The 23,913-nt window shown below is 64.7% G+C and carries 15 protein-coding genes; 8 read left to right on the top strand and 7 right to left on the bottom strand.

Going from position 1 to position 23,913, the window contains the following annotated elements; genetic code table 11:
• Window positions 1-10 precede the first annotated feature (10 nt).
• Window positions 11-541 carry an LPS assembly lipoprotein LptE gene (lptE, locus tag NGR_RS27815; protein WP_012709817.1) on the bottom strand — a complete coding sequence of 177 codons (531 nt, stop codon included), beginning with the start codon at window positions 539-541 and terminating at the stop codon, window positions 11-13.
• The gene (gene leuS / locus NGR_RS27810) at window positions 528-3,158 is read right to left on the bottom strand and encodes a leucine--tRNA ligase (RefSeq protein WP_012709816.1); all 2,631 of its coding nucleotides are present in this window, start codon (window positions 3,156-3,158) and stop codon (window positions 528-530) included. The genes lptE and leuS overlap by 14 nt, the downstream gene beginning before the upstream one ends.
• A 212-nt stretch (window positions 3,159-3,370) precedes the next feature.
• On the opposite strand from leuS, the gene NGR_RS27805 reads away from it, so the two are divergent.
• Window positions 3,371-4,030, top strand: coding sequence for a YggS family pyridoxal phosphate-dependent enzyme (locus tag NGR_RS27805; RefSeq protein ID WP_012709815.1), 660 nt, complete (start codon window positions 3,371-3,373; stop codon window positions 4,028-4,030).
• Between the two features lie 135 nt (window positions 4,031-4,165).
• A complete protein-coding gene (locus NGR_RS27800; RefSeq protein WP_012709814.1) occupies window positions 4,166-6,073 on the top strand; it encodes an AMP-binding protein in 1,908 nt (635 codons plus the stop codon).
• A gap of 36 nt (window positions 6,074-6,109) precedes the next feature.
• Here the strand turns inward: NGR_RS27800 and NGR_RS27795 are convergent, their stop codons facing one another.
• A complete protein-coding gene (locus NGR_RS27795; RefSeq protein WP_012709813.1) occupies window positions 6,110-6,985 on the bottom strand; it encodes a LysR substrate-binding domain-containing protein in 876 nt (291 codons plus the stop codon).
• A 138-nt stretch (window positions 6,986-7,123) separates the two neighbouring features.
• Between NGR_RS27795 and NGR_RS27790 the strand changes: the two genes are divergently transcribed.
• Window positions 7,124-7,510, top strand: coding sequence for an ectoine synthase (locus NGR_RS27790; RefSeq protein ID WP_012709812.1), 387 nt, complete (start codon window positions 7,124-7,126; stop codon window positions 7,508-7,510).
• A gap of 181 nt (window positions 7,511-7,691) precedes the next feature.
• On the opposite strand, the gene NGR_RS27785 is transcribed toward NGR_RS27790, so the two are convergent.
• Window positions 7,692-8,393: a DUF1013 domain-containing protein gene (locus NGR_RS27785; RefSeq protein ID WP_012709811.1), complete on the bottom strand. Its 702-nt coding sequence runs from the start codon at window positions 8,391-8,393 to the stop codon at window positions 7,692-7,694.
• Between the two features lie 298 nt (window positions 8,394-8,691).
• Here NGR_RS27785 and acs point away from each other — a divergent pair, with 298 nt between their 5' ends.
• Window positions 8,692-10,641, top strand: coding sequence for an acetate--CoA ligase (gene acs / locus NGR_RS27780; RefSeq protein ID WP_012709810.1), 1,950 nt, complete (start codon window positions 8,692-8,694; stop codon window positions 10,639-10,641).
• A 278-nt stretch (window positions 10,642-10,919) separates the two neighbouring features.
• Here acs and NGR_RS27775 read toward each other — a convergent pair whose 3' ends face one another.
• Window positions 10,920-11,120, bottom strand: a complete 201-nt coding sequence (locus tag NGR_RS27775) for a DUF1674 domain-containing protein (RefSeq protein ID WP_012709809.1) — start codon at window positions 11,118-11,120, stop codon at window positions 10,920-10,922.
• A 193-nt stretch (window positions 11,121-11,313) separates the two neighbouring features.
• Between NGR_RS27775 and htpX the strand changes: the two genes are divergently transcribed.
• The 4 genes from htpX (at window position 11,314) to purH (ending at window position 17,292) form a co-directional block, all read left to right on the top strand.
• Window positions 11,314-12,273, top strand: coding sequence for a zinc metalloprotease HtpX (gene htpX, locus NGR_RS27770; RefSeq protein WP_012709808.1), 960 nt, complete (start codon window positions 11,314-11,316; stop codon window positions 12,271-12,273).
• Window positions 12,273-13,694, top strand: coding sequence for an RsmB/NOP family class I SAM-dependent RNA methyltransferase (locus NGR_RS27765; protein ID WP_012709807.1), 1,422 nt, complete (start codon window positions 12,273-12,275; stop codon window positions 13,692-13,694). Before htpX ends, NGR_RS27765 begins: the two co-directional genes overlap by 1 nt.
• A gap of 164 nt (window positions 13,695-13,858) precedes the next feature.
• The gene (locus NGR_RS27760; RefSeq protein ID WP_012709806.1) at window positions 13,859-15,544 is read left to right on the top strand and encodes a heparinase II/III family protein; all 1,686 of its coding nucleotides are present in this window, start codon (window positions 13,859-13,861) and stop codon (window positions 15,542-15,544) included.
• 137 nt (window positions 15,545-15,681) lie between these two features.
• Window positions 15,682-17,292 carry a bifunctional phosphoribosylaminoimidazolecarboxamide formyltransferase/IMP cyclohydrolase gene (purH, locus tag NGR_RS27755; RefSeq protein WP_012709805.1) on the top strand — a complete coding sequence of 537 codons (1,611 nt, stop codon included), beginning with the start codon at window positions 15,682-15,684 and terminating at the stop codon, window positions 17,290-17,292.
• Window positions 17,293-17,555: 263 nt separating this feature from the next.
• Here purH and NGR_RS27750 read toward each other — a convergent pair whose 3' ends face one another.
• A complete protein-coding gene (locus NGR_RS27750; RefSeq protein WP_012709804.1) occupies window positions 17,556-18,947 on the bottom strand; it encodes an MFS transporter in 1,392 nt (463 codons plus the stop codon).
• A 119-nt stretch (window positions 18,948-19,066) separates the two neighbouring features.
• Window positions 19,067-23,854, bottom strand: coding sequence for an NAD-glutamate dehydrogenase (locus NGR_RS27745; protein WP_012709803.1), 4,788 nt, complete (start codon window positions 23,852-23,854; stop codon window positions 19,067-19,069).
• Between the last annotated feature and the right edge of the window lie 59 nt (window positions 23,855-23,913).

Here is a 23,913-nt window from a genome sequence, read left to right as displayed (position 1 = left end):
ACTACCGGCGTCAGCGGCCGAGGGCGGCGGCGATATCGGCCCGGATCAGCTCCGCCAGCTCCTTGGCGGCGCGATTCTCGGCGTCACGCACGGCCCGAACCTTGGCGAATTCCTGTTCCGGGAAGTCGGCCAGGGCGACTGCCGAGCGATAGCCCGCCTTCACCGTCTCGCCGGTCGCCGTCCGCGTCAGATTGTAATCCGCCTTTACGACGATGCGGCCGGCGGCTGCCCGATCCTCGGCATCGTCGTAAAGCACACCCATCGTCCGGTGCGAAACGTCGAGGGCGAGATGGTATTGCGGGTTGACGGGCTCGCCCTGGCCGCCGGATGCCAGGAAGATCAAGGCATTGCGCACTTCCTGCTCGACGCGATCGTCCGCTTCCGAGATCTCGACGGAGCCAAGCGCCGCAGAGGTTGCGCCGGTCGGACCATCGGAATAGAGCGGCCGGACCTGGCAGCCGGCCAGCGCCGTCAGCAGCAATGTGCCGGCAAGCACGCCAAAGGACCGGAGACGAAGGCCAGCTTTCTCAGACAACGACATTGACGATCCTTTGGGGCACGACGATGATTTTTCTCGGGCTAGCGCCGTTCAGCGCCGCTTTGACGGCGTCAAGCGCGAGGACGGCGCTTTCAATCGCACTCTGATCTGCGTCGCGCGCGATTGTCAAATCGGCGCGTTTCTTGCCGTTGATCTGCACCGGCAAGGTGATTTCGTTCTCGACGACGAGCGCCGGGTCGAAGGTCGGCCAGGGTCTCTCGGCGATCAACCCTTCGCCGCCGATCTCGCGCCAGCATTCCTCGGCGAGATGCGGCATCATCGGCGCGATCAGGTCGATCAGGATCGTCGTGGCATCCTTGACGGCTGCGGTGACTGCCTGGTCGGCCTTGCCCGCGGCCACCTGGGTGAGCGGCGCGGCAAGCACGTTGACCAGTTCGTAGATGCGCGCCACGGCCTTGTTGAAGGCAAGCTTGTCGTAGTCGGCCTCGACGGCGCGCAAGGTGCGGTGGGCGGCCTGCGAGATCGCCAGGCCTTCCCCTTCCTTAGCCGGCGAAGCTTTTGCGCCGCGCAAGCTTTCCGCGGCCTCGCCGACCAGCCGCCAGACACGCTGGACAAAGCGGTGTGCGCCCTCGACGCCGGCCTCGGACCAGATGACATCACGATCCGGAGGCGAATCCGACAGCACGAAGAAGCGTGCCGTGTCGGCGCCGTAGGAGCCGATGATGTCATCCGGGTCGACGACGTTCTTCTTCGACTTCGACATCTTCTCGATCGAGCCGATGGCGACTTCCTCGCCGGTCTCGATCAGCACGGCGCGGCGGCGGCCGTCGATCTCGTCGATGCGGATTTCCGCCGGCGTGACCCATTCGCGCTGCGCGCCTTCGCCGCGGCTATAGGTCTCGTGCACGACCATGCCTTGCGTGAACAGCCCCTTGAAGGGTTCGTCCATCGCCACATGGCCGGTCGCCTTCATCGCCCGGGTGAAGAATCGCGAATAGAGCAGGTGCAGGATCGCGTGCTCGATGCCGCCGATATACTGGTCCACCGGCAGCCAGTGGTTGGCGGCCTTGGGATCGGTCGGCTTGTCCTCCCAAGGTGCGGTGAAACGCGCATAATACCAGGAGGAATCGACGAAGGTGTCCATCGTGTCGGTTTCCCGGCGCGCGTCCTTGCCGCATTGCGGGCAGGCGACGTGCCGCCAGGTCGGGTGCCGGTCGAGCGGATTGCCGGGCTTGTCGAAAGTGACGTCGGGCGGCAGCGTCACCGGCAGGTCGGCCTTCGGCACCGGCACGACGCCGCAATCCTCGCAATGGATGACCGGGATCGGGCAGCCCCAGTAGCGCTGCCGGGAGATGCCCCAGTCGCGCAGGCGGAAATTCACCTTGCGCTCGGCCCGCGGCGCGCCGTCCAGCGTTTCCTGCTCGAGCTTCGAGGCGACAGCCTCGAAGGCTTCTTCCGTCGAAAGCCCGTCGAGAAAGCGCGAATTGATCATCACGCCATCGCCGCCATAGGCCTCGTCCTCGATCGTGAAGGTCGCGGCATCGGCATCCTTCGGCATGACGACCGGCACGACCGACAGGCCGTATTTCCGGGCGAAATCCAGATCGCGCTGGTCGCCGGACGGGCAGCCGAAAATAGCGCCCGTGCCATAGTCCATCAGCACGAAATTGGCGACATAGACGGGCAGTTCCCACTCCGGGTCGAAGGGGTGCCGGGCGCGAATACCGGTATCGATGCCCTTCTTCTCGGCCGTCTCGAGAGCGGCGAGCGAGGTGCCGGCGCGCCGGCACTCCTCGCAGAAGGCGTCGATCGCCGCATCCTTGGCGGCGGCTTCCCTGGCGAGCGGGTGGTCGGCGGAAATCGCCAGGAAGGAGGCGCCGAACAGCGTGTCCGGCCGCGTCGTGTAGACCGTCAGTTCCTTCGTCTCGCCCGGAACCGTCGCCGGATCGAGTGCCCAGCGGAGAGCCAGGCCCTCGGAGCGGCCGATCCAGTTCTTCTGCATCAGCCGCACTTTTTCCGGCCACTGCTCCAGGCCGTCGAGGGCGTCGAGCAGGTCCTGGCTGAAATCGGTGATACGGAAGAACCACTGGGTCAGCTCGCGCTGCTCGACCAGCGCGCCGGAGCGCCAGCCACGACCGTCGATCACCTGCTCATTGGCGAGCACGGTGTTGTCGACCGGGTCCCAATTGACTTTCGATTGCCGGCGATAGACCAGGCCTTTTTCCAGGAAATCCAGGAACAGGTACTGCTGGCGCTGGTAATAGGCCGGATCACAGGTGGCGAATTCGCGGCTCCAGTCGAGCGACAGCCCCATGACCTTGAGCTGCGCCTTCATCGCGGCGATGTTCTGGTAGGTCCAGCCGGCCGGATGCACGCCGCGCTCCATGGCGGCGTTCTCGGCCGGCATGCCGAAGGCATCCCAACCCATCGGATGCAGCACGTTGAAACCGCGGGCCCGCTTGTAGCGGGCAACGACGTCGCCCATCGTGTAGTTGCGCACATGGCCCATGTGGATCCGACCGGACGGATACGGGAACATCTCGAGCACATAGTATTTTTCGCGCGGATCGTCGTTCTCCGTCTCGAAAACCTTGCGTGCGTCCCATTCCTGCTGCCAGCGCGGTTCGGTATCGCGCGGATTGTATCGTTCGGTAGCCATGTCTTTGTCGATGTTCCGGAAATTTTGCGGGGCTCAAAGCGCCCTCGTGATCGCTGGCCTGACCTTCATCACGAAACCGCCTGACCGTCAAGTTTTGAAGGCCGGAGCGCTGTACTTTGGCCTATTTGGCGGCCGCCGGCTTTGACGGGCTTGGCAAGCCATGCAAGTTTCAATAATCGCTTAACGGGTCTCGACACCGCAAGGAGCGCAGAATGGAAGTCCAGGAACGGCTGAACGACGTAATGAGCCGGATTCGTGCCAGCGAAGCGGCGGCGGACCGGGCTCAAGGCGGCGTCACCCTCGTCGCCGTCTCGAAGACCTTCGATGCCGAGGCGATCCGGCCGGCGATTGCCGCCGGCCAGCGGGTCTTCGGGGAAAATCGCGTCCAGGAAGCGCAAGCCAAATGGCCGGAGCTGAAGCGCGAGACTGCCGGCCTCGAGCTGCACCTGATCGGTCCGCTGCAGTCCAACAAGACGGCCGACGCCGTCGCGCTCTTCGACGTCATCGAAACGATCGATCGGGAGAAGGTCGCCCGCACCGTCGCCGCCGAGATCAAGCGCCAGGGCCGCAAGCCCCGCCTCTACGTGCAGGTCAATACCGGCCTCGAAGCGCAGAAGGCCGGGATTGCGCCGCAAGACACCCTTGCCTTCGTCGATCTCTGCCGCCTGGAGCTTGGCCTCGATATCGAGGGGTTGATGTGCATTCCCCCTCTCGATGAGAATCCCGGCCCGCATTTCGCGCTGCTGGCAAAGCTCGCGGCGAAGTGTGGCCTTAACAGGCTGTCGATGGGCATGTCCGGCGATTTCGAAACGGCCATCGGATTCGGCGCCACCAGCGTTCGGGTCGGGTCGGCAATTTTCGGCGCGCGCTGAACGGCAGGCGCGCGAAAAGCTGCTGTTTCCGCCCATTACTCTTTCGTCGGGGTTCATCTTTCCCTCCACAGGCCTATCCTCAGAACCGAGGAGCCGGGCTGAACAGTCCGGATAGGTCAGTGGAGGAGAACGGAAATGGCGAGCCGCTATTCCGAAGTGTATGCCGCATGGAAAGCCGATCCGGCAAGCTTCTGGTCCGAGGCCGCAGAGGCGATCGACTGGTTCGAAAAGCCGCGGCTGATCTTCGACGCCGAGCGCGGAACCTACGGGCACTGGTTTCCGGATGGCGTCACGAACAGCTGTTACAACTGCCTCGACCGCCATGTCGAGGCTGGCCGTGGCGAGCAGACGGCATTCATTTACGACAGCCCCGTCACCGGCAGAATCGAAAAGATCTCCTATGCGGCGCTGCTTGACGACGTGAAGGCGATGGCTGCGGTCTATGGCAAGCTCGGCATCGGTAAGGGCGACCGGATCATCATCTATATGCCGATGATCCCTCAGGCGGCGATCGCCATGCTGGCGGCGGCGCGGATCGGCGCGGTGCATTCGGTCGTCTTCGGCGGCTTCGCCGCCAACGAGCTCGCCGTCCGCATCGACGATTGTCAGGCCAAGCTCGTCGTCTCGGCAAGCTGCGGGTTGGAACCGGGCCGCACCGTCGCCTACAAGCCGCTGCTCGATCAGGCGATCGAGATCGCCGGCAACAAGCCGGCCCATTGCCTGATCTTCCAGCGTGACATGCTGGCCGCCGGCCTGGTGCCCGACCGCGATATCGATTTCGCCGCCGCGCTTGCCGCCGCAAAACGAGCCGGCGAGGAAGCCCCCTGTGCGGAAGTCGCTTCCACCGATCCGCTCTACGTCCTCTATACCTCCGGCACCACCGGCCAGCCGAAGGGCGTCGTCCGCGACAATGGCGGCCACATGGTCGCGCTGAAATGGTCGATGGAGAATTTCTTCGGCGTCCAGCCCGGCGAGGTCTTCTGGGCGGCATCCGACATCGGCTGGGTCGTCGGGCATTCCTACATCGTCTACGGGCCGCTTCTCAACGGCAGCACCTCGATCCTCTTCGAAGGCAAGCCGGTCGGCACCCCCGATCCCGGCACCTATTGGCGCATCATCGCAGAGCACGGCGTCGCCGTGGTGTTCACCGCCCCAACGGCGCTCAGGGCGATCCGCAAGGAGGATCCGGAAGCCTCCCATGTGGCACGCTATGACCTGTCGCGCTTCCGCGCCCTCTATCTCGCCGGCGAACGCGCCGATCCGGACACGATCCGCTGGGCCGAGCGGGCGCTCGGCGTGCCGGTCATCGATCATTGGTGGCAGACGGAGACCGGCTGGCCGGTCGCCGGAAATCCGCTTGGCCTCGGCCTGCTGCCGGTCAAATACGGATCGCCCGCCGTCCCCCTTCCCGGCTACGACGTCCAGGTCCTCGACGATGCCGGCCATCCGGTCGAAGCCGGCACGCTCGGCAACGTGGTGGTCAAGCTGCCGCTGCCGCCCGGCTGCCTGCCGACGCTGTGGAAGGCCGACGATCGGTTTCGGGCGGCCTATCTGGAGGAATATCCCGGCTACTACAAGACGGCCGATGCCGGCTATATCGACGAGGACGGCTATGTCTTCATCATGGCCCGCACAGACGACATCATCAACGTCGCCGGCCATCGGCTTTCGACCGGGGCGATGGAGGAGGTCTGCGCCAGCCATCCGGACGTCGCCGAATGCGCCGTGATCGGCATCGCCGATCCCTTGAAGGGGCAAATTCCTGCCGGCTTCCTGGTAATCAATTCGAATGTTTCACGGGAAACATTGGAGATCGAGAAGGAGGTCGTCGCCCTCGTCCGCGAGCGTATCGGTCCCGTCGCCGCCTTCCGAACGGCGATCTGCGTCAAGCGCCTGCCGAAGACCCGGTCCGGCAAGATCCTGCGCGCGACGATCCAGAAGATCGCCGACCGCCAGCCCTGGAAGATCCCGGCGACGATCGACGATCCGGCGATCCTCGACGAGATCACCGAGGCGTTGCATGCCCGGGGGATTGGTGTCTGAGGTCCGCTTTGGCGAACTTGCAGACGTTGCGACAATCTACAATTCCGATGCCGGGTCCACCACTCCCTTGAACCATGCACAGAAGGCGGACACCGCCTTGTGCCGCGACGATTTGCTGATCAGGAAATAGCTCTCCTGCTCGAGAACGGATAGATCCGAGAGCACAATCAGGTCGCCGTTTTCGATCTCCCGTCGGCATACTTCCACCGGACAGAGCGCCACGCCGTGGCCGGCGATCGCGGCGGTGGCGAGCAGGTTGAAGTCCTGAAAGACCGGGCCCCTCGCTGCGGTCGTTTGCAGCCCGGCCCTGGCGAACCAGGTTTGCCAATGGGCCGTCGTCTCATCGTGCAAAAGGTCCGCGTGGGCGATGCGTTCAGCGTCGTCGAGCCGACCCTTGCGCTCCAGGTAGCGCGGGCTGGCGACCGGCCGGTTGACGCGTGAAAAGAGCCGCTCGCAGAGGACTCCGTCAGACAGATCGGCGCCAAGCGTGATCAGCACGTCGCAGCCGGTTTCGCGCAGACGCTGCGCTGCCATGGCGTAGACCACCTTGACCGTGACATCGGTCTGGCTTGCAAGGAAATCGCCGAGCGCCGGGATCAGCCAGCGGGTGGCGATCGAGGGAATGCAGGCGACGGTGATTTCCGATTTCGCCCGAAGCCTCAGGGATTCCACTTCGGCGGCGATGCGCTCGAAGCTGGCCGAAAGGGCCTCGGCGAGCCGTTCGGCTTCCGGTGCAAGGCGAACGCCGCGCTTTTCGCGCCGGAACAGCGGTCGGCCGAACCATTCCTCCAGTTGCCGGATCTGATGACTGACGGCGGCGTGGGTGACGTGCAATTCGTCGGCGGCGCGGGAAAAGCTCGCAAGGCGGGCGGCGGCTTCGAAGACCCGCAGGGCGCCCAAGGGGGGCATCATATGTAAATTCTCCTCAACTATCCGGTGAGGAATCATCGTTTGTAAGGAGCAGAAATCAAGCGAATAACGGAATGCATCGCGATCGGCCGGGCGCCGCATCGCGGCAAGTGTCAAATTTTCTTACACGAGGAAAACGCCATGTTCGTGCGCAGCCTGCAGGATATCGAAGCGACCGACCACTTCGTCGAGTGGGGCAGCGGAACCAGCCACCGCCTGCTGACGGAAAGGGACGGCATGGGCTTCACCGTCTGCCACACGGTTGTGCGGGCCAACAGCGTGTCGCTGCTTCAATACCGCAACCATCTCGAAGCCTGCTATTGCATCGCCGGCGAAGGCGAGGTCGAGGACATGGACGGCAATGTCTTTCCGATCCGCCAGGGCGACATCTATGTGCTTGACAAGCATGACAGGCACTATCTGCGTGGCGGCCGCGACGAGGACCTGATCCTCGTCAGCGTCTTCAATCCGCCGCTCAAGGGCACCGAACGCCACAACCTCAATGATTCGTCTGGCTCGGCCTATTGAGAGGGCGTATTGGCCCTCATCCGCATGCCGGCACCTTCTCCTCGCAAGCGGGGCGAAGGAGACTCGCGGTGCCCTCCTTAGTCCGCTCTCGCCGCATACGGGGTCCCTTGCGTGAGACATAGCCAACAAAAAACCCGGATCACAAAATCCGGGTTTCTTGAGTCTCTCGGCGAGAAAGCGATCAGAAATTGTCGTCTTCGTCTTCGTCCTTGCGGTCCGACTTCAGCGACTTCAGCTTGGCGAAGACGGCATCGGCGTCGATTTCCTTCTCTTCTTCGCGTTCGTAGCCGTAGTCGAGCTTCTCGGTTTCCCGCGCGGACTCGAGCGTTGCGCCGACCTCGGCTGCGGTCGGCAGCGGGCGGCCCTTGGCAGCGCGCTCGACTTCGAGGTCGAGGTCGATCTGCGAGCAGAGTCCGAGGGTGACCGGATCCATCGGCGTCAGGTTGGCCGAGTTCCAATGGGTGCGCTCGCGAATCTGCTCAATCGTCGACTTCGTCGTGCCGACCAGGCGCGAGATCTGCGCGTCCTTCAATTCGGGATGGTTGCGGACCAGCCAGAGAATGGCGTTCGGGCGGTCCTGACGCTTGGAAACCGGGGTGTAGCGCGGTCCCTTGCGCTTCGAATCCGGAACCCGGACCTTCGGTTCGGAGAGCTTGAGCTTGTGGTTGATATTTGCCTCGCCGCGGGCGATCTCGTCGCGCGAAAGCTGACCGGTGGCAATCGGATCGAGGCCCTTGATGCCCTGCGCCGATTCACCGTCGGCAATCGCTTTGACTTCGAGCGGGTGCAGCTTGCAAAACTGCGCGATCTGGTCGAACGACAGTGCGGTGTTGTCAACGAGCCAGACGGCCGTTGCCTTGGGCATAAGCAATTGCTGAGCCATGGATATAGTCCTTTTGTCCGTCCGCGCCGGTGTCGCGGGCCGTGGAGTCTACCACTGATTTCCGGGAATTGAGCGTTCTATATCGTTGTTGTCTCGAAATTGCAATTCTTCACTTCCGAATGTGCTTTTGTCTAATTGCGGCCAAGCTTCGACCTGCTATGAATCGTGCAAAGGGCGGTGGGAGTGCCGCCGAGAGCGGTGCGCGCCGCTCCAACTTTCGAAATCATCATGTCGATGTTCCGGGTGGATTCGACCCACACTCATCGTCATCCAGGCAGCAATGCGCAGGGAGGAAAATATGGACGTCAAGACCTATCCGGTCCTGGAAGCGGCCAAGAACCGCACGCTTGTCGACAACGCGACCTATCTGAAATGGTATGAGGAAAGCGTTGCCGATCCGGAGAAGTTCTGGGGTGAGCACGGCAAGCGGATCGAATGGTTCGAGCCCTATACCACGGTCAAGAATACGTCCTTCGACGGCAATGTTTCGATCAAGTGGTTCGAAGACGGGCTGACCAACGTCTCCTACAATTGCATCGATCGCCATTTGAAGACCCATGGCGAGAAGACCGCAATCATCTGGGAGGGCGACAATCCCTACATCGACAAGAGGATCACCTATAACGAGCTCTACGACAAGGTTTGCCGGCTTGCCAACGTGCTCAAGAAGCATGGCGTCGAGAAAGGCGACCGCGTCACCATCTACATGCCGATGGTGCCGGAAGCGGCCTATGCGATGCTCGCCTGCGCCCGCATCGGCGCGATCCACTCGGTGGTTTTCGGTGGCTTCTCGCCGGAGGCGCTCGCCGGCCGCATCGTCGACTGCGAATCCACCTTCGTGATCACCTGCGACGAGGGCTTGCGCGGCGGCAAGCCGGTGCCGCTCAAGGAAAACACCGAAAAGGCGATCGACATCGCTGCCCGGCAGCATGTCATGGTCAACAAGGTGCTGGTCGTCCGCCGCACCGGCGGCAAGGTGCCGTGGGCGCCGGGCCGCGACGTCTGGTATCATCAGGAAATCGCCACGGTCGAGCCGCATTGCCCGCCGGAAAAGATGCGCGCCGAGGACCCGCTGTTCATTCTCTATACGTCCGGATCGACCGGCAAGCCGAAGGGCGTGCTGCACACGACCGGCGGCTATCTCGTCTACGCCTCGATGACACATCAATATGTCTTCGACTATCACGACGGCGATATCTACTGGTGCACGGCCGATGTCGGCTGGGTCACCGGCCACTCCTATATCGTCTACGGGCCGCTCGCCAACGCCGCGACGACGCTGATGTTCGAGGGCGTGCCGAATTTCCCGGATGCCGGCCGCTTCTGGGAAGTGATCGACAAGCACAAGGTCAATATCTTCTACACCGCCCCGACCGCCATCCGCTCGCTGATGGGCGCCGGCGACGATTTCGTCAATCGCTCGTCGCGCTCGTCGCTGCGTCTGCTCGGCACTGTCGGCGAACCGATCAATCCGGAAGCCTGGGAGTGGTACTACCATGTCGTCGGCGCGGAGCGCTCGCCGATCGTCGACACGTGGTGGCAGACGGAGACCGGCGGCATCCTGATCACGCCGCTGCCGGGCGCGACCGATCTCAAGCCTGGTTCGGCGACGCGGCCGTTCTTCGGCGTCAAGCCGCAGATCGTCGACAATGAAGGAAACGTGATCGACGGGCCGGCCGACGGCAATCTCTGCATCACCGACAGCTGGCCGGGGCAGATGCGCACCGTCTATGGCGACCACGAGCGCTTCATCCAGACCTATTTCTCCACCTACAAGGGCAAGTACTTCACCGGCGACGGCTGCCGCCGCGACGAGGACGGCTACTACTGGATCACCGGCCGCGTCGACGACGTGTTGAATGTATCGGGTCACCGCCTCGGCACGGCGGAAGTCGAATCGGCGCTCGTTTCGCACCATCTCGTCTCGGAAGCGGCGGTGGTCGGCTACCCGCACCCGATCAAGGGCCAGGGTATCTATTGCTACGTGTCGCTGATGGCCGGCGAGGTCGGCAGCGACGAGCTGCGCCAGGAACTCGTCAAGCATGTGCGTTCGGAGATCGGGCCGATCGCCACGCCGGACAAGATCCAGTTCGCGCCCGGCCTGCCGAAGACCCGCTCCGGCAAGATCATGCGGCGGATTCTGCGCAAGATCGCCGAGGACGACTTCGGTTCGCTCGGCGACACCTCGACGCTCGCCGATCCGGCGGTCGTCGACGACCTGATCGCCAATCGCCAGAACCGCGGGTGAGGTTGGTTTTTGGGGTATGAGGGACGGGAAGGCGCGACGAAACGCCCCCTCATCCAGCCTGCCGGCCACCTTCTCCCCGCAAGCGGGGCGAAGGGACTTGCCGCCCGCTCTGTCGGAAAGAGAGATGCCGCAAGCTCTCGTCCCCCCGCGCGGGGGAAGGGCCAGGGTGAGGGCCGACAGGACATTGAGCGTCGAATCTCTGCGGACCGGAAGCGGGTCGTGCCCATCAAACAACGACTGATTCGCCTCCGAAACGACGTCCAGCCACCCCCAGCCTCTCAGAAATCGATCGCCCGGCCCTTGATTTCCCAGTCACCGAACCGGGCCGGATCGAGGCCGCCGCGACCGCCGAATTCCTGCGGCATCGCCGCCTGCTCCTCGGCGCGCCGTCTCTCCTCAGCCTCCTTCAAGGCGCGAAGAGCAGCCGGCGACAGCGGCCGCTTCGCGTGACCGGGTGAATTGTCGTTGTCGTTCTGCATGTGGCGGACGGATTTCCCTGACGATATTGAAGAGCGGGGACTTTATCCCCATCATATAAGTCGCTTCCGTCAAGGCGGGAACCCTGATTCACGTGAAACGTTTGGGGGAGAGCTCGCAGGACACGCCGAGCTTGCCCGTCGCGCTTCGCCGCCGCCGGGCGAGAAGCAATTGAAAATGCCCGGAGCCTGAATCATGAACCTTGTTCGCACCGCAATGTTACTGGCCTTCATGACCGCCCTCTTCATGGCCGTCGGCTATGTCATCGGCGGAAGGGGCGGCATGATGATCGCCCTGCTGATGGCCGCGGGCATGAACTTCTTCTCCTACTGGAATTCCGACCGCATGGTACTGCGCATGTATCGGGCCCAGGAGGTCGACGAACGCGATGCGCCGGAATATTACGGCATCGTGCGCGACCTGGCGACGAATGCCGGCCTGCCGATGCCGCGCGTTTATGTCATCGACAGTCCGCAGCCGAACGCCTTTGCCACTGGCCGCAACCCGCAGAATGCGGCGGTCGCTGCCTCGACCGGCCTGCTGCAGTCGCTCTCCTATGAGGAAGTCGCCGGCGTGATGGCGCATGAACTCGCGCATATCCAGTATCGCGATACTCTGACGATGACACTGACGGCGACGCTCGCCGGGGCCATCTCGATGCTCGGCAACTTCGCCTTCTTCTTCGGCGGCAACCGCGACAACAACAACCCGCTCGGCTTCGTCGGCGTGCTGATCGCGATGATCGTCGCTCCGTTCGCAGCCATGCTGGTGCAGATGGCGATCAGCCGCACACGCGAATATTCTGCCGACCGGCGCGGCGCGGAGATCTGCGGCAATCCTCTCTCGCTCGCCTCGGCGCTCCGCAAGATCGCCGGCGCCGCCCATGCCATTCCGAACTATGATGCCGAGCGCAACCCGGCGACGGCGCACATGTTCATCATCAATCCGCTCTCGGGCGAGCGCATGGACAATCTCTTCTCGACCCATCCGAACACCGAGAACCGCGTTGCGGCGCTCGAACGGATGGCGCGCGAAATGTCAGCGGGGTCGACGGCGCCGGCTCGCCCTGATAATGCGGTGCGCAGATCGCGCTCCGTCCCGAAAACCGGCTGGGGTCGCGGTGGTTCCGAACCGCCGAAAGGCCCCTGGTCCTGATGTCAGAAAACAACAAGAACGATTCACGTCCGAAACGATCCAGGCCGCACAAGCCTTCCCGGGGGGGAGGAGCGCAGTCTGGCGCCAGCCTCCAGGCGAAGCCGGGGCTGAAGAGCCGTCAGGCCGCGGCCAAGATCCTCGCGGCGGTCATCGACCGCAACACCTCCCTCGACGGCATGCTCGACCAGGAGCATGGCAATCCCGCCTATCGCGAGTTGAACGATGCCGACCGGGCGCTGGTGCGCGCCATCCTCAATTCGGCACTCCGGCACCTGCCGCGGATCCGCGCCGCGATCGATTCGCTGCTGCAGACGCCGCTGCCCGAGGGGGCGCGTGCGCTCGAGCACGTGCTGACCGTGGCGGCAGCACAGATCCTCTATCTCGACATTCCGGACCATTCGGCCGTCGACCTCGCCGTCGAGCAGGCACAGTCGGATCCGCGCAACCGCCGCTTCGCCAGCCTCGTCAACGCCGTGCTCAGGCGCCTTTCGCGCGAGAAGCAGGCGATTCTCGAGGCGCTGCAGACCGTGCCGGCCATTCCGGCCTGGTTCTACGAGCGGCTCGTCGCTCACTATGGCCGCGCCGAGGCGGAAGCGATTTCAGAAGCACAGCTCGTTCCGGCCGCGATCGATCTGACGGTGAAGTCCGAACCGGCCCTGTGGGCCGAGCGCCTCGGCGGCACGGTGCTGCCGACCGGTTCCGTTCGGCTCGGCGATTTTACCGGGACGATCCCGTCCTTGCCGGGTTTCTCGGAAGGGGCCTGGTGGGTGCAGGATGCGGCCGCCTCCATTCCGGCGCGTCTTTTCGGCGATCTTTCCGGAAAGACCGTGGTCGATCTCTGCGCGGCGCCGGGCGGCAAGACAGCCCAGCTCATCCTTGCGGGTGCGAAGGTGACGGCGCTCGACCAGTCCTCCAGCCGGTTGCGGCGGCTGAAAGCCAATCTTGAGCGGCTCGGCCTCGAAGCCCGCACGAAAGAGACCGACATGGCGGAATTCCGACCGGACGAGCTCTTCGACGCAGCCCTTCTCGATGCCCCCTGCTCGTCGACCGGCACCACGCGGCGTCATCCGGATGTGCTGTGGACGAAGGGGCCTGGGGACGTCGAAAAGCTGGCCCGGCTTCAGGAGCGGCTGCTGCGCCATGCGCTCACCGTCGTCAGGCCGGGCGGCATCGTCGTCTTTTCCAATTGTTCGCTCGATCCGCGCGAGGGTGAAGAGGTCGTGGCGCGGGTCGTGGCGGACGGCGATTGCGAACGTCTGCCGATCGCCGCTTCCGACTGGCCGGGGCTCGAGGCGGCGATCACCGCGCTCGGCGAGTTCCGCACGACGCCGGCGATGCTGCCGCTCGACCAGCCCTTTTCAGCTGGGCTCGACGGTTTCTATGCGGCTGTGCTTCGCCGCGCCGACGGCCGGGACAATTGACGCGTCAGGACCGCCCGCCTATCAATGACGCCGGATTGATAGAAATTTAATCATCCTTCCGGCACGATCCCGGCCCATGAAAGCGAATCTGGCGCAATCCCGACAAGTGCTCATCAAGCGCTTCGACGTTTCCGTCGCGGCAATCAAGAAACCTGCAGGCGCCGATGCTGTTTTCCGGTAAACGAAGGCTGCTCTACCTGTATCTGCGCGAAGGCTGGCGCCGCCTTGCGCGGCGGCTGGCGCTCGGACGGTTGTCGGCTTTGCGGTTTTCCGCGTCGACGCCGGATCGGCTCATCGTCGCGCCGACGGACCTCAGGGCCATCGATCCCTTCGTGGCGGAGGAAATTCTTCAGGGCCGCTATCCACTGGCGGGCCGGGTGCTTGATACCGAGGGCGATTCGCCCTTCGAGATCGACCTGCCGTCGCACGAATTCGCCAACCGGCTGCATGCTTTCGACTGGCTGCGCCACATGCGGGCCGTACGCGATGAAGCCGGCTTCGCCCGGCTTCGCCATATCCTCGACGACTGGATGGGCACGCATGGCCGCAATATCGGCGGTATCTCCTGGGAGGCCGACGTGGTCGCCCAGCGCGTCATCGCCTGGCTGTCGCATTCGCCGGTGGCGCTGCGCAATGCCGAGCATGGTTTCTATCGCCGCTTCCTCAAGAGCCTGGCCTTCCAGGTCCGCTATCTCCGCCATATCGCCGGGACCGTACCGGACGGCGAGGCGCGGCTCAGGGTCCGCATCGCGCTGGCCATGGCTTCCGTGTCGATGCCTGTCTCTGCTTCGGCGCTGCGCAGGGCCGGGCGCGGTCTTGATCTCGAGCTTGACCGGCAGATCCTGCCCGATGGCGGCCATTTTTCGCGCAATCCGCGCGCCGCACTCGAACTGCTGCTCGACCTGCTGCCGCTCAGGCAGACCTATGTCAATCTCGGTCACGACGTGCCGTCACGGCTGATCTCCGGAATCGACCGGATGTACCCGGCGCTGCGCTTCTTCCGGCACCAGAGCGGCGAACTGGCGCTCTTCAACGGCGCAAGCTCGGTGCCGGCGCATGAGCTTGCGTCGGTGCTGCGTTACGACGAGACGGCCGGCGAGCCGTTCCGGTCGCTTCCGCATATCGACTTCGAGCGGCTTTCCCTCGGCGAGACCGTCGTCATCGTCGATACGGGGGGTCCGCTGTCGGTCGATCTGTCGCGCGGCGCCCATGCCGGCTGCCTCTCCTTCGAGATGTCTTCGGGACGAAACCGTCTGATCATCAATGCCGGCGCGCCGAAATTCGCCGGCGAACGATTTCGACAAATGGCCCGCGCGACCGCTGCACATTCGACGGTGACGGTGAACGACACCTCCTCCTCGCGTTTTTCGCAATCGGCCTTTCTCGGTCCGATCATGGTCAGTGGGGTATCGCGGATCGAGGCGCAGCGAAGCGACGAGCCCGGCCGCATCGAATCCGTCAAGGCGCGCCATGACGGCTATCTCGGCGCCTTCGGGCTCATCCACGAGCGCGACATCGGCGTCCTGAACGGCGGCCGGCTGATCCGCGGACGCGACCGGCTTGCCCGGGAAAACGGCAGCGATCCGGAGGCGTCCGATGCCGCGATTGCCGTTGCCCGCTTTCACATCCATCCGGCGATCGGGCTTCGCCAGAGCAGCAAGAGCGAGATCTATCTGAGTGCGCCCGACGGCGAGGGCTGGCTTTTTGCCTGCCGGGACGGAGAGCTGGCGGTCGAGGAGGATGTCTTCTTCGCCGACCCCTCCGGTGTGCGCGCCTCGTCGCAGATCACCGTCACCTTCACGGCGGGGTCGCAACCGGAGATCCAGTGGACGCTGACCCGCGAGGGCTAGACTCAGGACCAGGAAGCTATTTTCCACCCCCTGCGGCGGCGAAGGTTCCTTCCGCTGGCAAGCTGTGCTAACGGGCAGCCACCCCAATCGCCGGCACCCCTCTTCCAAGCGTCCGGCGCTGCAAAGGAGCATGGTTGATGGCTGTCGCCTCCAAGAAAATCCCGGCTCCGGACGAAGTCCGGATTCAAACTGCCCTCCTCTCGGTGTCCGACAAGGCGGGCATCGTCGAACTCGCCCGCGCCCTCCACGGGAAGGGTGTTCGGCTGGTGTCGACCGGCGGCACGCACAAGGCGCTGGCGGCGGCCGGGCTTCCGGTCAGCGACGTTTCCGAACTGACCGGCTTTCCGGAAGTCATGGACGGCCGCGTCAAGACGCTCCATCCCGGCGTGCATGGCGGCCTGCTGGCGATCCGCGACGATGCAGACCACAAGGCAGCGATGGACGAGCACGGCATCACCGGCATCGACCTCGCCGTCATTAATCTCTACCCGTTCGAAGAGGTTCGCGCCCAGGGCGGCGATTATCCGACCACCGTCGAGAACATCGACATCGGCGGTCCCGCGATGATCCGCGCATCGGCCAAGAACCATGCCTATGTGACGATCGTCACCGATCCGGCCGATTATTCGGCGCTGCTCGAGGAGATCGCCGACGGTACGACGCGCTACGCCTTCCGCCAGAAGATGGCGGCCAAGGCCTATGCCCGGACGGCGGCCTACGACGCGGCGATCTCCAACTGGTTCGCCGAGGCGCTCGACTTGGCCATGCCGCGCCATCGGGTGATCGGCGGCGTGCTCAAGGAAGAGATGCGCTACGGCGAGAACCCGCACCAGAAGGCAGGCTTCTACGTGACCGGCGAACAGCGGCCGGGGGTTGCGACCGCGGCGCTGCTGCAGGGCAAGCAGCTTTCCTACAACAACATCAACGATACGGACGCGGCCTTCGAGCTGGTCGCGGAGTTCCTGCCGGAAAAGGCGCCGGCCTGCGCGATCATCAAGCACGCCAATCCCTGCGGCGTCGCCACCGCGCCGTCGCTCACTGAGGCCTATCGCCGGGCGCTCGCCTGCGATTCGACCTCGGCCTTCGGCGGCATCATCGCTCTCAACCAAGAGCTCGATGCGGAAACGGCCGAAGAGATCGTCAAGCTCTTCACCGAGGTGATCATCGCGCCGTCGGTCAGCGACGAAGCCAAGGCGATCATCGCCAGGAAGCCCAACCTCCGCCTGCTGGCGGCCGGCGGCCTGCCGGATGCGCGCACCCCCGGGCTGACTGCCAAGACGGTAGCCGGCGGCCTGCTCGTCCAGACCCGCGACAACGGCATGGTCGAGGATCTCGAGCTCAAGGTCGTCACCAAGCGTGCACCGACGGCACAGGAACTCGAGGACATGAAATTCGCCTTCAAGGTGGCCAAGCACGTCAAGTCGAACGCCGTCGTCTACGCCAAGGACGGCCAGACCGCCGGCATCGGCGCCGGCCAGATGAGCCGTGTCGATTCGGCCCGCATCGCCGCCATCAAGGCCGAGGAAGCGGCCAGGGCGCATGGCCTCGCCGCACCGCTGACCCGCGGCTCGGCGGTCGCCTCGGAGGCCTTCCTGCCCTTCGCCGACGGTCTTCTCTCGGCGATCGCCGCCGGCGCCACAGCCGTCATCCAGCCGGGCGGCTCGATGCGCGACGAGGAGGTGATCGCCGCGGCCAACGAACACAATGTTGCGATGGTGTTTACGGGAATGCGGCATTTCCGGCACTGAGCGGGGACGTATGCCGTCTCAACGGTATTGCAGCGATCTGAGTCTGTTGCGCCTTCGGAAAAGCTTCCTCCCCCCCGTCATCCTCGGGCTTGACCCGAGGATCCAGGCGCAGGCCTCACCAGGAAGCCGAGCAGATTTCAGCGTGGCACGCGCATTTGCGGTTTGCCGGCTTGGGAGTGGATCCTCGGGTCAAGCCCGAGGATGACGGCTGAGAGGTTCGCTCTTCTGCTTGGCAGGCCCGCCGCGAGCCTTCGCCCGCGCCCTCACGCCGGGCGATGCGCCGGGTAGGGCGTGCGCAGCAGGATGATGAGCCCGACGGCGAGAAAGGCGACCAGCGCCAGCATGCCGATGCGGGCCGAAGCGGTCATCAGGGTGATGGTGGCGACGGAGGCAGGCGCCAGGAACGAGGTCGCGCGCCCCGACAGCGCATAAAGCCCGAAATAGCGCCCCGCCTCGTCAGGCGAAACGCTGCGGGCGAGATAGGATCGCGACGAGGCCTGGACCGGGCCGAAGGCGATGCCGACGAGGAGGCCGTAGAGGATATAGGCTTTCTCCGCTGCCGTGCCGAAAAGCCCTCCCGAATCCTCGATCGGCAGTGCGACAAGCCCGAACAGCGTGAAGCCGGGGCCGGTCGAAACGATGCCGAGCGTCGCGACCGTCAGGCAGACGAGGCTGGCGACGACGATTCGTTTCGAGCCGAGTCGCGTGTCGAGCCGGCTTGCATAGAGGCAGCCGCCGATCGCGACGACGTTCAGGATGATGCCGTAAAGGCCGAGTTCCATCGTCTGCCAGCCGAACATGCCGGCGGCGAAGGTGCCGCCGAGCGCCAGCAAGCCGTTGACGCCATCCTGGAAGATCATACGGGCGATCAGGAAGCGCAGGATTCCCGCCCTCTCCTTGAGTTCGCTGAGCGTGCCCCTGAGTTCTGCCAGGCCCCGGGCCGTCGCTTCCCCGAGCGATGTCGTCGCCTTGCCCGCATCCGGGGTGAAAAGGAACATCGGCAGCACGAAGACCAGATACCAGAGCGCCGCGATAGGCCCGGTGATGCGTGCGTCTTCGCCCTTGGCCGGATCCAGCCCGAAAAGCGGATCGAGCCCGAGCGCCGTCTTGCCGGTGGCCGGATTCCCGGCAAGCAGGGCGACGACGCCGATCAGCACGATCATGCCGCCGAGATAGCCGAGCCCCCAGGCGATGTTGGAGATCCTACCGACATCCTTCTCGCCGACGAGCCGCGGCATCATCGAATCGTTGAAGACGATCGAGAATTCGGCGGCGACCGTTGCGAGCGCCAGGAAGATCGCCGGGTAGATCAGCGGTGAACCGGGCACCGCGAACCAGAGCATCGCCAGCGAGGCGATCTTTATGGCGGCAAAGAAGGCGATCCACGGCTTGCGCGGTCCGGTCGCGTCGGCGATGGCGCCAAGCACCGGCGAAAGCACCGCAATGGCGATGCCGGAAACTGTCAGCGTGTAGCCCCAGAGCGCCTGGCCCGCCGCCGGGTCTGTCGTTAGCCGGGAAACGAAATAAGGTGCAAAGATGAAGGTGGTGATGACGGTGAAGAAAGGTTGCGCGGCCCAGTCGAACAGCATCCAGCCGGCAATGCCGAGACGGCTGGTTTTCGGCTGTTCTCGCGCTCGTTCGGCTGCAATGTCCAAGCATCCCTCCCGGAATTGGCACCCGCGCCAATGCTGGGCGCGGGTGCCAATGCGTCGAAATTCACGCTTGAACCGGGAACGGAATCAGTCCTCCGGGCCAGCGGCCCGAAGGGAATGTGTCATTTCGCCCTGCCGCGCGCAAGATCGCTGAGCAGACCTGCGGCGACGGTGATCTTGGCAAGCGTCGTCTCGCCCTTTTCGGTCAGGAGCTTCAGCTGGTCGCCGGCGCGCGACACACGCTCACGGTCCTGTTCCTGCCAGGCGAGAATCGGGTTGCGTTCACGCTTCTGTTCGACAAGCGCGGCGACGGTGATGTCGCGGCGGGCGGTGGCTATGTCGGCAACCGCCCGTGTCAGGGCCATCGCCTCGAACTGCTCGGTGGCGGGGACGCGGTCGGCGGCCGCCAGCAGGCGGTTGACGCGGAGCGTCTCGGTCACCGCGAAGTAGCCTTGTGCGGTGCGATTGAGCGGTTCGCCGGTCACCGTGGCGATCTGCATGATCTCCGGGACCAGGGTCATCAGCGACAATTCGGCGATCTCTTCGGCAAGCTTTGCCGGCACACCGCTCTCGATGAAGCCCGCCGCCTTCAGGCGCGACTCCTCGGCGCCCTCGCTCGAAATTGCCGCGCGCATCGTGCCGCGCAGCTTTTGCAGCCCCTCACGAAGCCGCGCCACCGCCTCGGCCACCGGCCCATCGGAGGCCCGGGTGCGCAAGGCGCGTTCGGCGACCAGCGCAAAGATGCGCCCGACCTCCTGGTAGAGCCTGTTCTGGACCGCGCCGCTGATCCTGTTGTCGAGCGCGTCGATCTCGCCGTAGATCCGCGGCAGGTCGAAACCGTCGAGTGCCAGGACCGCCGCCTTGACGACGTCGGCGGAAAGGAAGCCGGTGCCGTCGGTGAGGGTCGAGACGAAGGCCGGGCCGCCGCGGTTGATCGTCTCGTTGGCGAGCACCGTCGCAACGATTTCGCGGCGCAGGCGATGGCCGTGGATGTCGCCGGCATAGGTCTTGCGCATCTTGGCCGGGAAGTAGCGCTCGAGCGTCGCGGTGAAATAGGGATCGTCCGGCAGATCGCTCTGGACCAGCTCGTCGAACAGCACAAGCTTCGCATAGGAGAGCAGCACGCCGATCTCGGGCCGCGTCAACGGCTTGCCCGCCTGGTAGCGCTCGGCCATCGCCAGTTCGGTCGGCAGGGTTTCCACCTTGCGGTTCAGTTGGCCATCGGCTTCGAGCCGCGCCATCAGACGCGCCAGCGGCGTGCGGTTGGCGGGGCCCAGCATCTCCGTGAGCGAGATCGCCAGCGATTGCTGGTAGTTGTTGCGCAGCACGAGATGGCCGACTTCGTCGGTCATCGCCGCCAGCAGCGTGTTGCGCTTGGGCCGTGTCAATCGTCCGTCGCGCATCGCCGAGGCGAGCGCGATCTTGATGTTGACCTCGACGTCGGAGGAATTGACGCCGGCCGAATTGTCGATCGCATCGGAATTGCAGCGCCCGCCGGCGAGCGAGAAGCCGATGCGCCCCCTCTGGGTGACGCCAAGATTGGCGCCCTCGCCGATGACCCGGGCGCGCACCTCTTCCGCCGTGACGCGGATCGGGTCGTTGGCGCGATCGCCGACGTCGGCGTCGGTTTCGCTGCTGCCGCGCACATAGGTGCCGATGCCGCCGAACCACAGGAGGTCGACCTGGCTCTTCAGGATGGCGTTCATGATCTCGAACGGCGTTGCCTTCTGCTTGTCGATGCCGATCGCCGCCATCGCCTCGGGCGTCAGGGTGACGAGTTTCTCCGTGCGCGAGATGATCATTGCCCCGGGCGAAAGCGTCTTGCGGTCGTAGTCCTGCCAGCTCGAGCGCGGCAGCGCGAACATCCGCGTGCGCTCGGCAAAGGAGCGATCGATATCCGGATTCGGATCGATGAAGATGTCGCGGTGGTCGAAGGCGGCAAGCAGCCGGATCTTTTCCGAGAGCAGCATGCCGTTGCCGAAGACGTCGCCCGACATGTCGCCGACGCCGGCCACCGTGAAGGGTGTCGTCTGGATGTCGATGTCCATCTCGCGGAAATGCCGCTTGACGGCTTCCCAGGCGCCGCGCGCCGTGATGCCCATCTTCTTGTGGTCGTAGCCGGCCGAGCCGCCGGAGGCGAAGGCGTCGTCGAGCCAGAAGCCGGCCTCCTGCGCCAGCCCGTTCGCCGTGTCCGAGAAGGTCGCGGTGCCCTTGTCGGCCGCCACGACGAAATAGGGATCGTCGCCGTCGAGGCGAAGCGTGTCCTTGGGTGGCACGACCTCCTGGCCGACGATGTTGTCGGTCACCGAGAGCAGCGTGCGGATATAGGTCTTGTAGGCCTCGGTTCCGGCCTTGAAGATCTCGTCGCGGCTGCCGCCGACCGGCAGCTGCTTCGGGTAGAAGCCGCCCTTGGCACCGACCGGAACGATGACCGCATTCTTGACCTGCTGCGCCTTGACGAGGCCAAGCACCTCGGTGCGGTAATCCTGGGCCCGGTCGGACCAGCGCAGCCCGCCGCGCGCCACCTTGCCGAAACGCAGATGGACGCCTTCTACCTCGGTGCCGTAGACGAAGATTTCGCGGAAGGGCCGCGGTTCCGGCAGGCCCTCGAGCTGTTTCGGGTCGAGCTTGAAGGCAAGCACGGAGCGCGGCCTGCCTTCGGCATCCTTCTGGAAATAGTTGGTCCGAAGCGTCGCCTGGATGGCGTTGGCGTAGCGGCGCAGGATCCGGTCCTCGTCGAGGCTCGGCACGGCGGAGAGCGCCTCCTCGATCGTCGCAAGAAGGGCGCCGGTCTTCTTGGCGCGCGCCTTGACGTCGATCTTCGGATCGAGCCGCGTCGAGAACAACCGGAAAATATCGGCGGCGATGGCGGGGTATTTGTTCAGCGTGTCGGCGATATAGCCCTGCGAATAGGTGATCCCCGCCTGGCGCAGGTAGCGCGAATAGGCGCGCAGCACCGTGACTTCGCGGGCGGTCAGCCCGGCCAGCAGAACGAGACGGTTGAAGTTGTCGTCCTCGATCGTGCCGTTCCAGGCGGCGAGGAAGGCCTCCTCCAGCGCAGCACCGGTCTTGGCGAGATGAACCGTGTGCCCGTCGCGGTGAATGAGTTCCATGTCGTGCAGCACGACCTCGCGCGGTTCGTGCCCAGAGGCGCGCACGCCGATGTCGTGAGTCTGCTCGCTGATGACGCGGAAACCGAGATTTTCGAGGAGCGGCACGCGGCGGGAGAGCGAAACCGGCGTATCGGCGTGGAAGATCTTCAGTTCCAGCGCGTCGGGGCTTTCCCGGTCCCGGTGATAGAAGGAGATGCGAATCGGGTCGTCCGCCTTGCAGGCGGCTATGCCGTCAAGGTCGGCATAGGCCTCGGCCGGCGTGAAGGCGGCCTGATAGGCCTGGCCGACCGAAAGTTCGATGCCGTCGTTGCGGGCGAACAGGTTGAAGCGATCGGTCCAGCGCGTGACGATGGCACGGACCGCTTCCTCGAGCCTGGCCTGCGGGACGCGCGGCGTCTTGCCGCCCGACCGGCCGATGATGAAGTGGACGCGCGCCAGACCGCCTTCGGGGAAGGCGGGGTAATAGGCGGAGACGCGGCCGTCATAGACGGTCTTCAGGTAATCGCCGATCTTTTCGCGGACATCCGAGTCATATTGCTCGCGCGGCACGAAGACGATGACCGACACGAAGCGGTCGAAATGGTCGATGCGCGGCAGCACGCGGACGCGCGGCCGGTCGCCGAGCTCATTGATCTGCTCGCAGAAGGCGGCGAGCAGGCCGACGTCGATCTGGAAGAGATCGTCGCGCGGATAGGCTTCGAGCGTATTCGCCAGCATCTTGCCGGAGTGGCTCTGCGGATCGTAGCCGAAGTGATCGATGATCTTCTCGATCTTATGCCGCAAGAGCGGGATTTCCGCCGCTTGCCTTGTATAGGCGGTCGATGTGAAGAGCCCGACGATGCGCAGTTCCCCGACGACATTGCCGGAGGCGTCGAAGCGCTTGACTCCGATGTAGTCCATATAGGCCCGCCGGTGCACCACCGACTTCACATTGGCCTTGGTGACGATCAGGAAGTCGGGACCTTCCAGGAAGGCGAGGATCTCCGGCGTCGTCAGCACCGCGTCCTTGCCCTGGCGCAGAACGCGGACGTCCGGATTGGAGAGAATGCCGAGGCCCCTGCCCTTGCCGCGCTCGACGCTGGCTTTCTCGCCCTTGCCGGAATAGGTGTATTCGCGCATGCCGAGGAAGGTGAAGTTGTTGTCCCTTAGCCAACGAAGAAAGGCGAGCGCCTCGTCGCGGTCGCTCCTCTTGCGGGACGCGTTGTAATCCTCCAGTTCCCGCATCGCCTGGTCGAGCAGGGCGGTCATCGCCGGCCAATCGTGCACGGTCTGGTGAACCTGTTCCAGGACGTCGGTGATGCGCTTGCTCAGCGACCGCTCCTCGAGCGGCGTCAGCTTGCTCAGATGGATCTGGATGTGGCTGACGCGCTGCGCCGGGTCGCTTTGCTCGTCCGCGTCGAAGAGCTTCGCCGGCCGGCCGGGCTCCACGACCAGAATGGGATGGATCGCCAGGTGAATGTCGCGGTGGGTGCTCGTCACCTCCCCCATGACCGAGTCATAAAGGAAAGGCATGTTGCGTTCGGTGACGGCGATGATCGAGACCTCGGTTCCACCCGGCGCCACGCCGGGCACCGTCTCGACCGAAACCTGCGGCTTGCCGCCGTCCCAGCGCGCCAGTTCCCGGCGGGCGTGGGCGGCCGTCAGCGCCAGCATGTCCGGCGAATAGAGATCGAGGTCGTCGTTGCTCGCGCCGCCGAAGAGAATCTCGGGCGGCAGAGTTTCGGTACCGATCTTGGTGACGGCCGCACGGGCCGCATCGATGTGACGGTCCCGTTTCGGATTATGCTTCACGCCCATGAATTCGCTCCCCCAAAATGATAGTCGACCCTATCAGAACCATGGTCAATGGCGATCGT

Origin of the sequence: Sinorhizobium fredii NGR234, from assembly GCF_000018545.1 — a bacterium.
GTDB classification, from domain to species: domain Bacteria; phylum Pseudomonadota; class Alphaproteobacteria; order Rhizobiales; family Rhizobiaceae; genus Sinorhizobium; species Sinorhizobium fredii_A.
This window is presented reverse-complemented; position numbering and strand designations above follow the sequence as displayed.

Coding starts and splice junctions, on each gene's coding strand:
- NGR_RS27775 (WP_012709809.1), bottom strand. CDS start 11,120: ATGCAGAACGACAACGACAATTCACCCGGTCACGCGAAGCGGCCGCTG.
- NGR_RS27765 (WP_012709807.1), top strand. CDS start 12,273: ATGTCAGAAAACAACAAGAACGATTCACGTCCGAAACGATCCAGGCCG.
- lptE (WP_012709817.1), bottom strand. CDS start 541: ATGTCGTTGTCTGAGAAAGCTGGCCTTCGTCTCCGGTCCTTTGGCGTG.
- htpX (WP_012709808.1), top strand. CDS start 11,314: ATGAACCTTGTTCGCACCGCAATGTTACTGGCCTTCATGACCGCCCTC.
- NGR_RS27800 (WP_012709814.1), top strand. CDS start 4,166: ATGGCGAGCCGCTATTCCGAAGTGTATGCCGCATGGAAAGCCGATCCG.
- acs (WP_012709810.1), top strand. CDS start 8,692: ATGGACGTCAAGACCTATCCGGTCCTGGAAGCGGCCAAGAACCGCACG.
- NGR_RS27760 (WP_012709806.1), top strand. CDS start 13,859: ATGCTGTTTTCCGGTAAACGAAGGCTGCTCTACCTGTATCTGCGCGAA.
- NGR_RS27805 (WP_012709815.1), top strand. CDS start 3,371: ATGGAAGTCCAGGAACGGCTGAACGACGTAATGAGCCGGATTCGTGCC.
- NGR_RS27790 (WP_012709812.1), top strand. CDS start 7,124: ATGTTCGTGCGCAGCCTGCAGGATATCGAAGCGACCGACCACTTCGTC.
- NGR_RS27785 (WP_012709811.1), bottom strand. CDS start 8,393: ATGGCTCAGCAATTGCTTATGCCCAAGGCAACGGCCGTCTGGCTCGTT.
- NGR_RS27795 (WP_012709813.1), bottom strand. CDS start 6,985: ATGATGCCCCCCTTGGGCGCCCTGCGGGTCTTCGAAGCCGCCGCCCGC.
- NGR_RS27745 (WP_012709803.1), bottom strand. CDS start 23,854: ATGGGCGTGAAGCATAATCCGAAACGGGACCGTCACATCGATGCGGCC.
- purH (WP_012709805.1), top strand. CDS start 15,682: ATGGCTGTCGCCTCCAAGAAAATCCCGGCTCCGGACGAAGTCCGGATT.
- leuS (WP_012709816.1), bottom strand. CDS start 3,158: ATGGCTACCGAACGATACAATCCGCGCGATACCGAACCGCGCTGGCAG.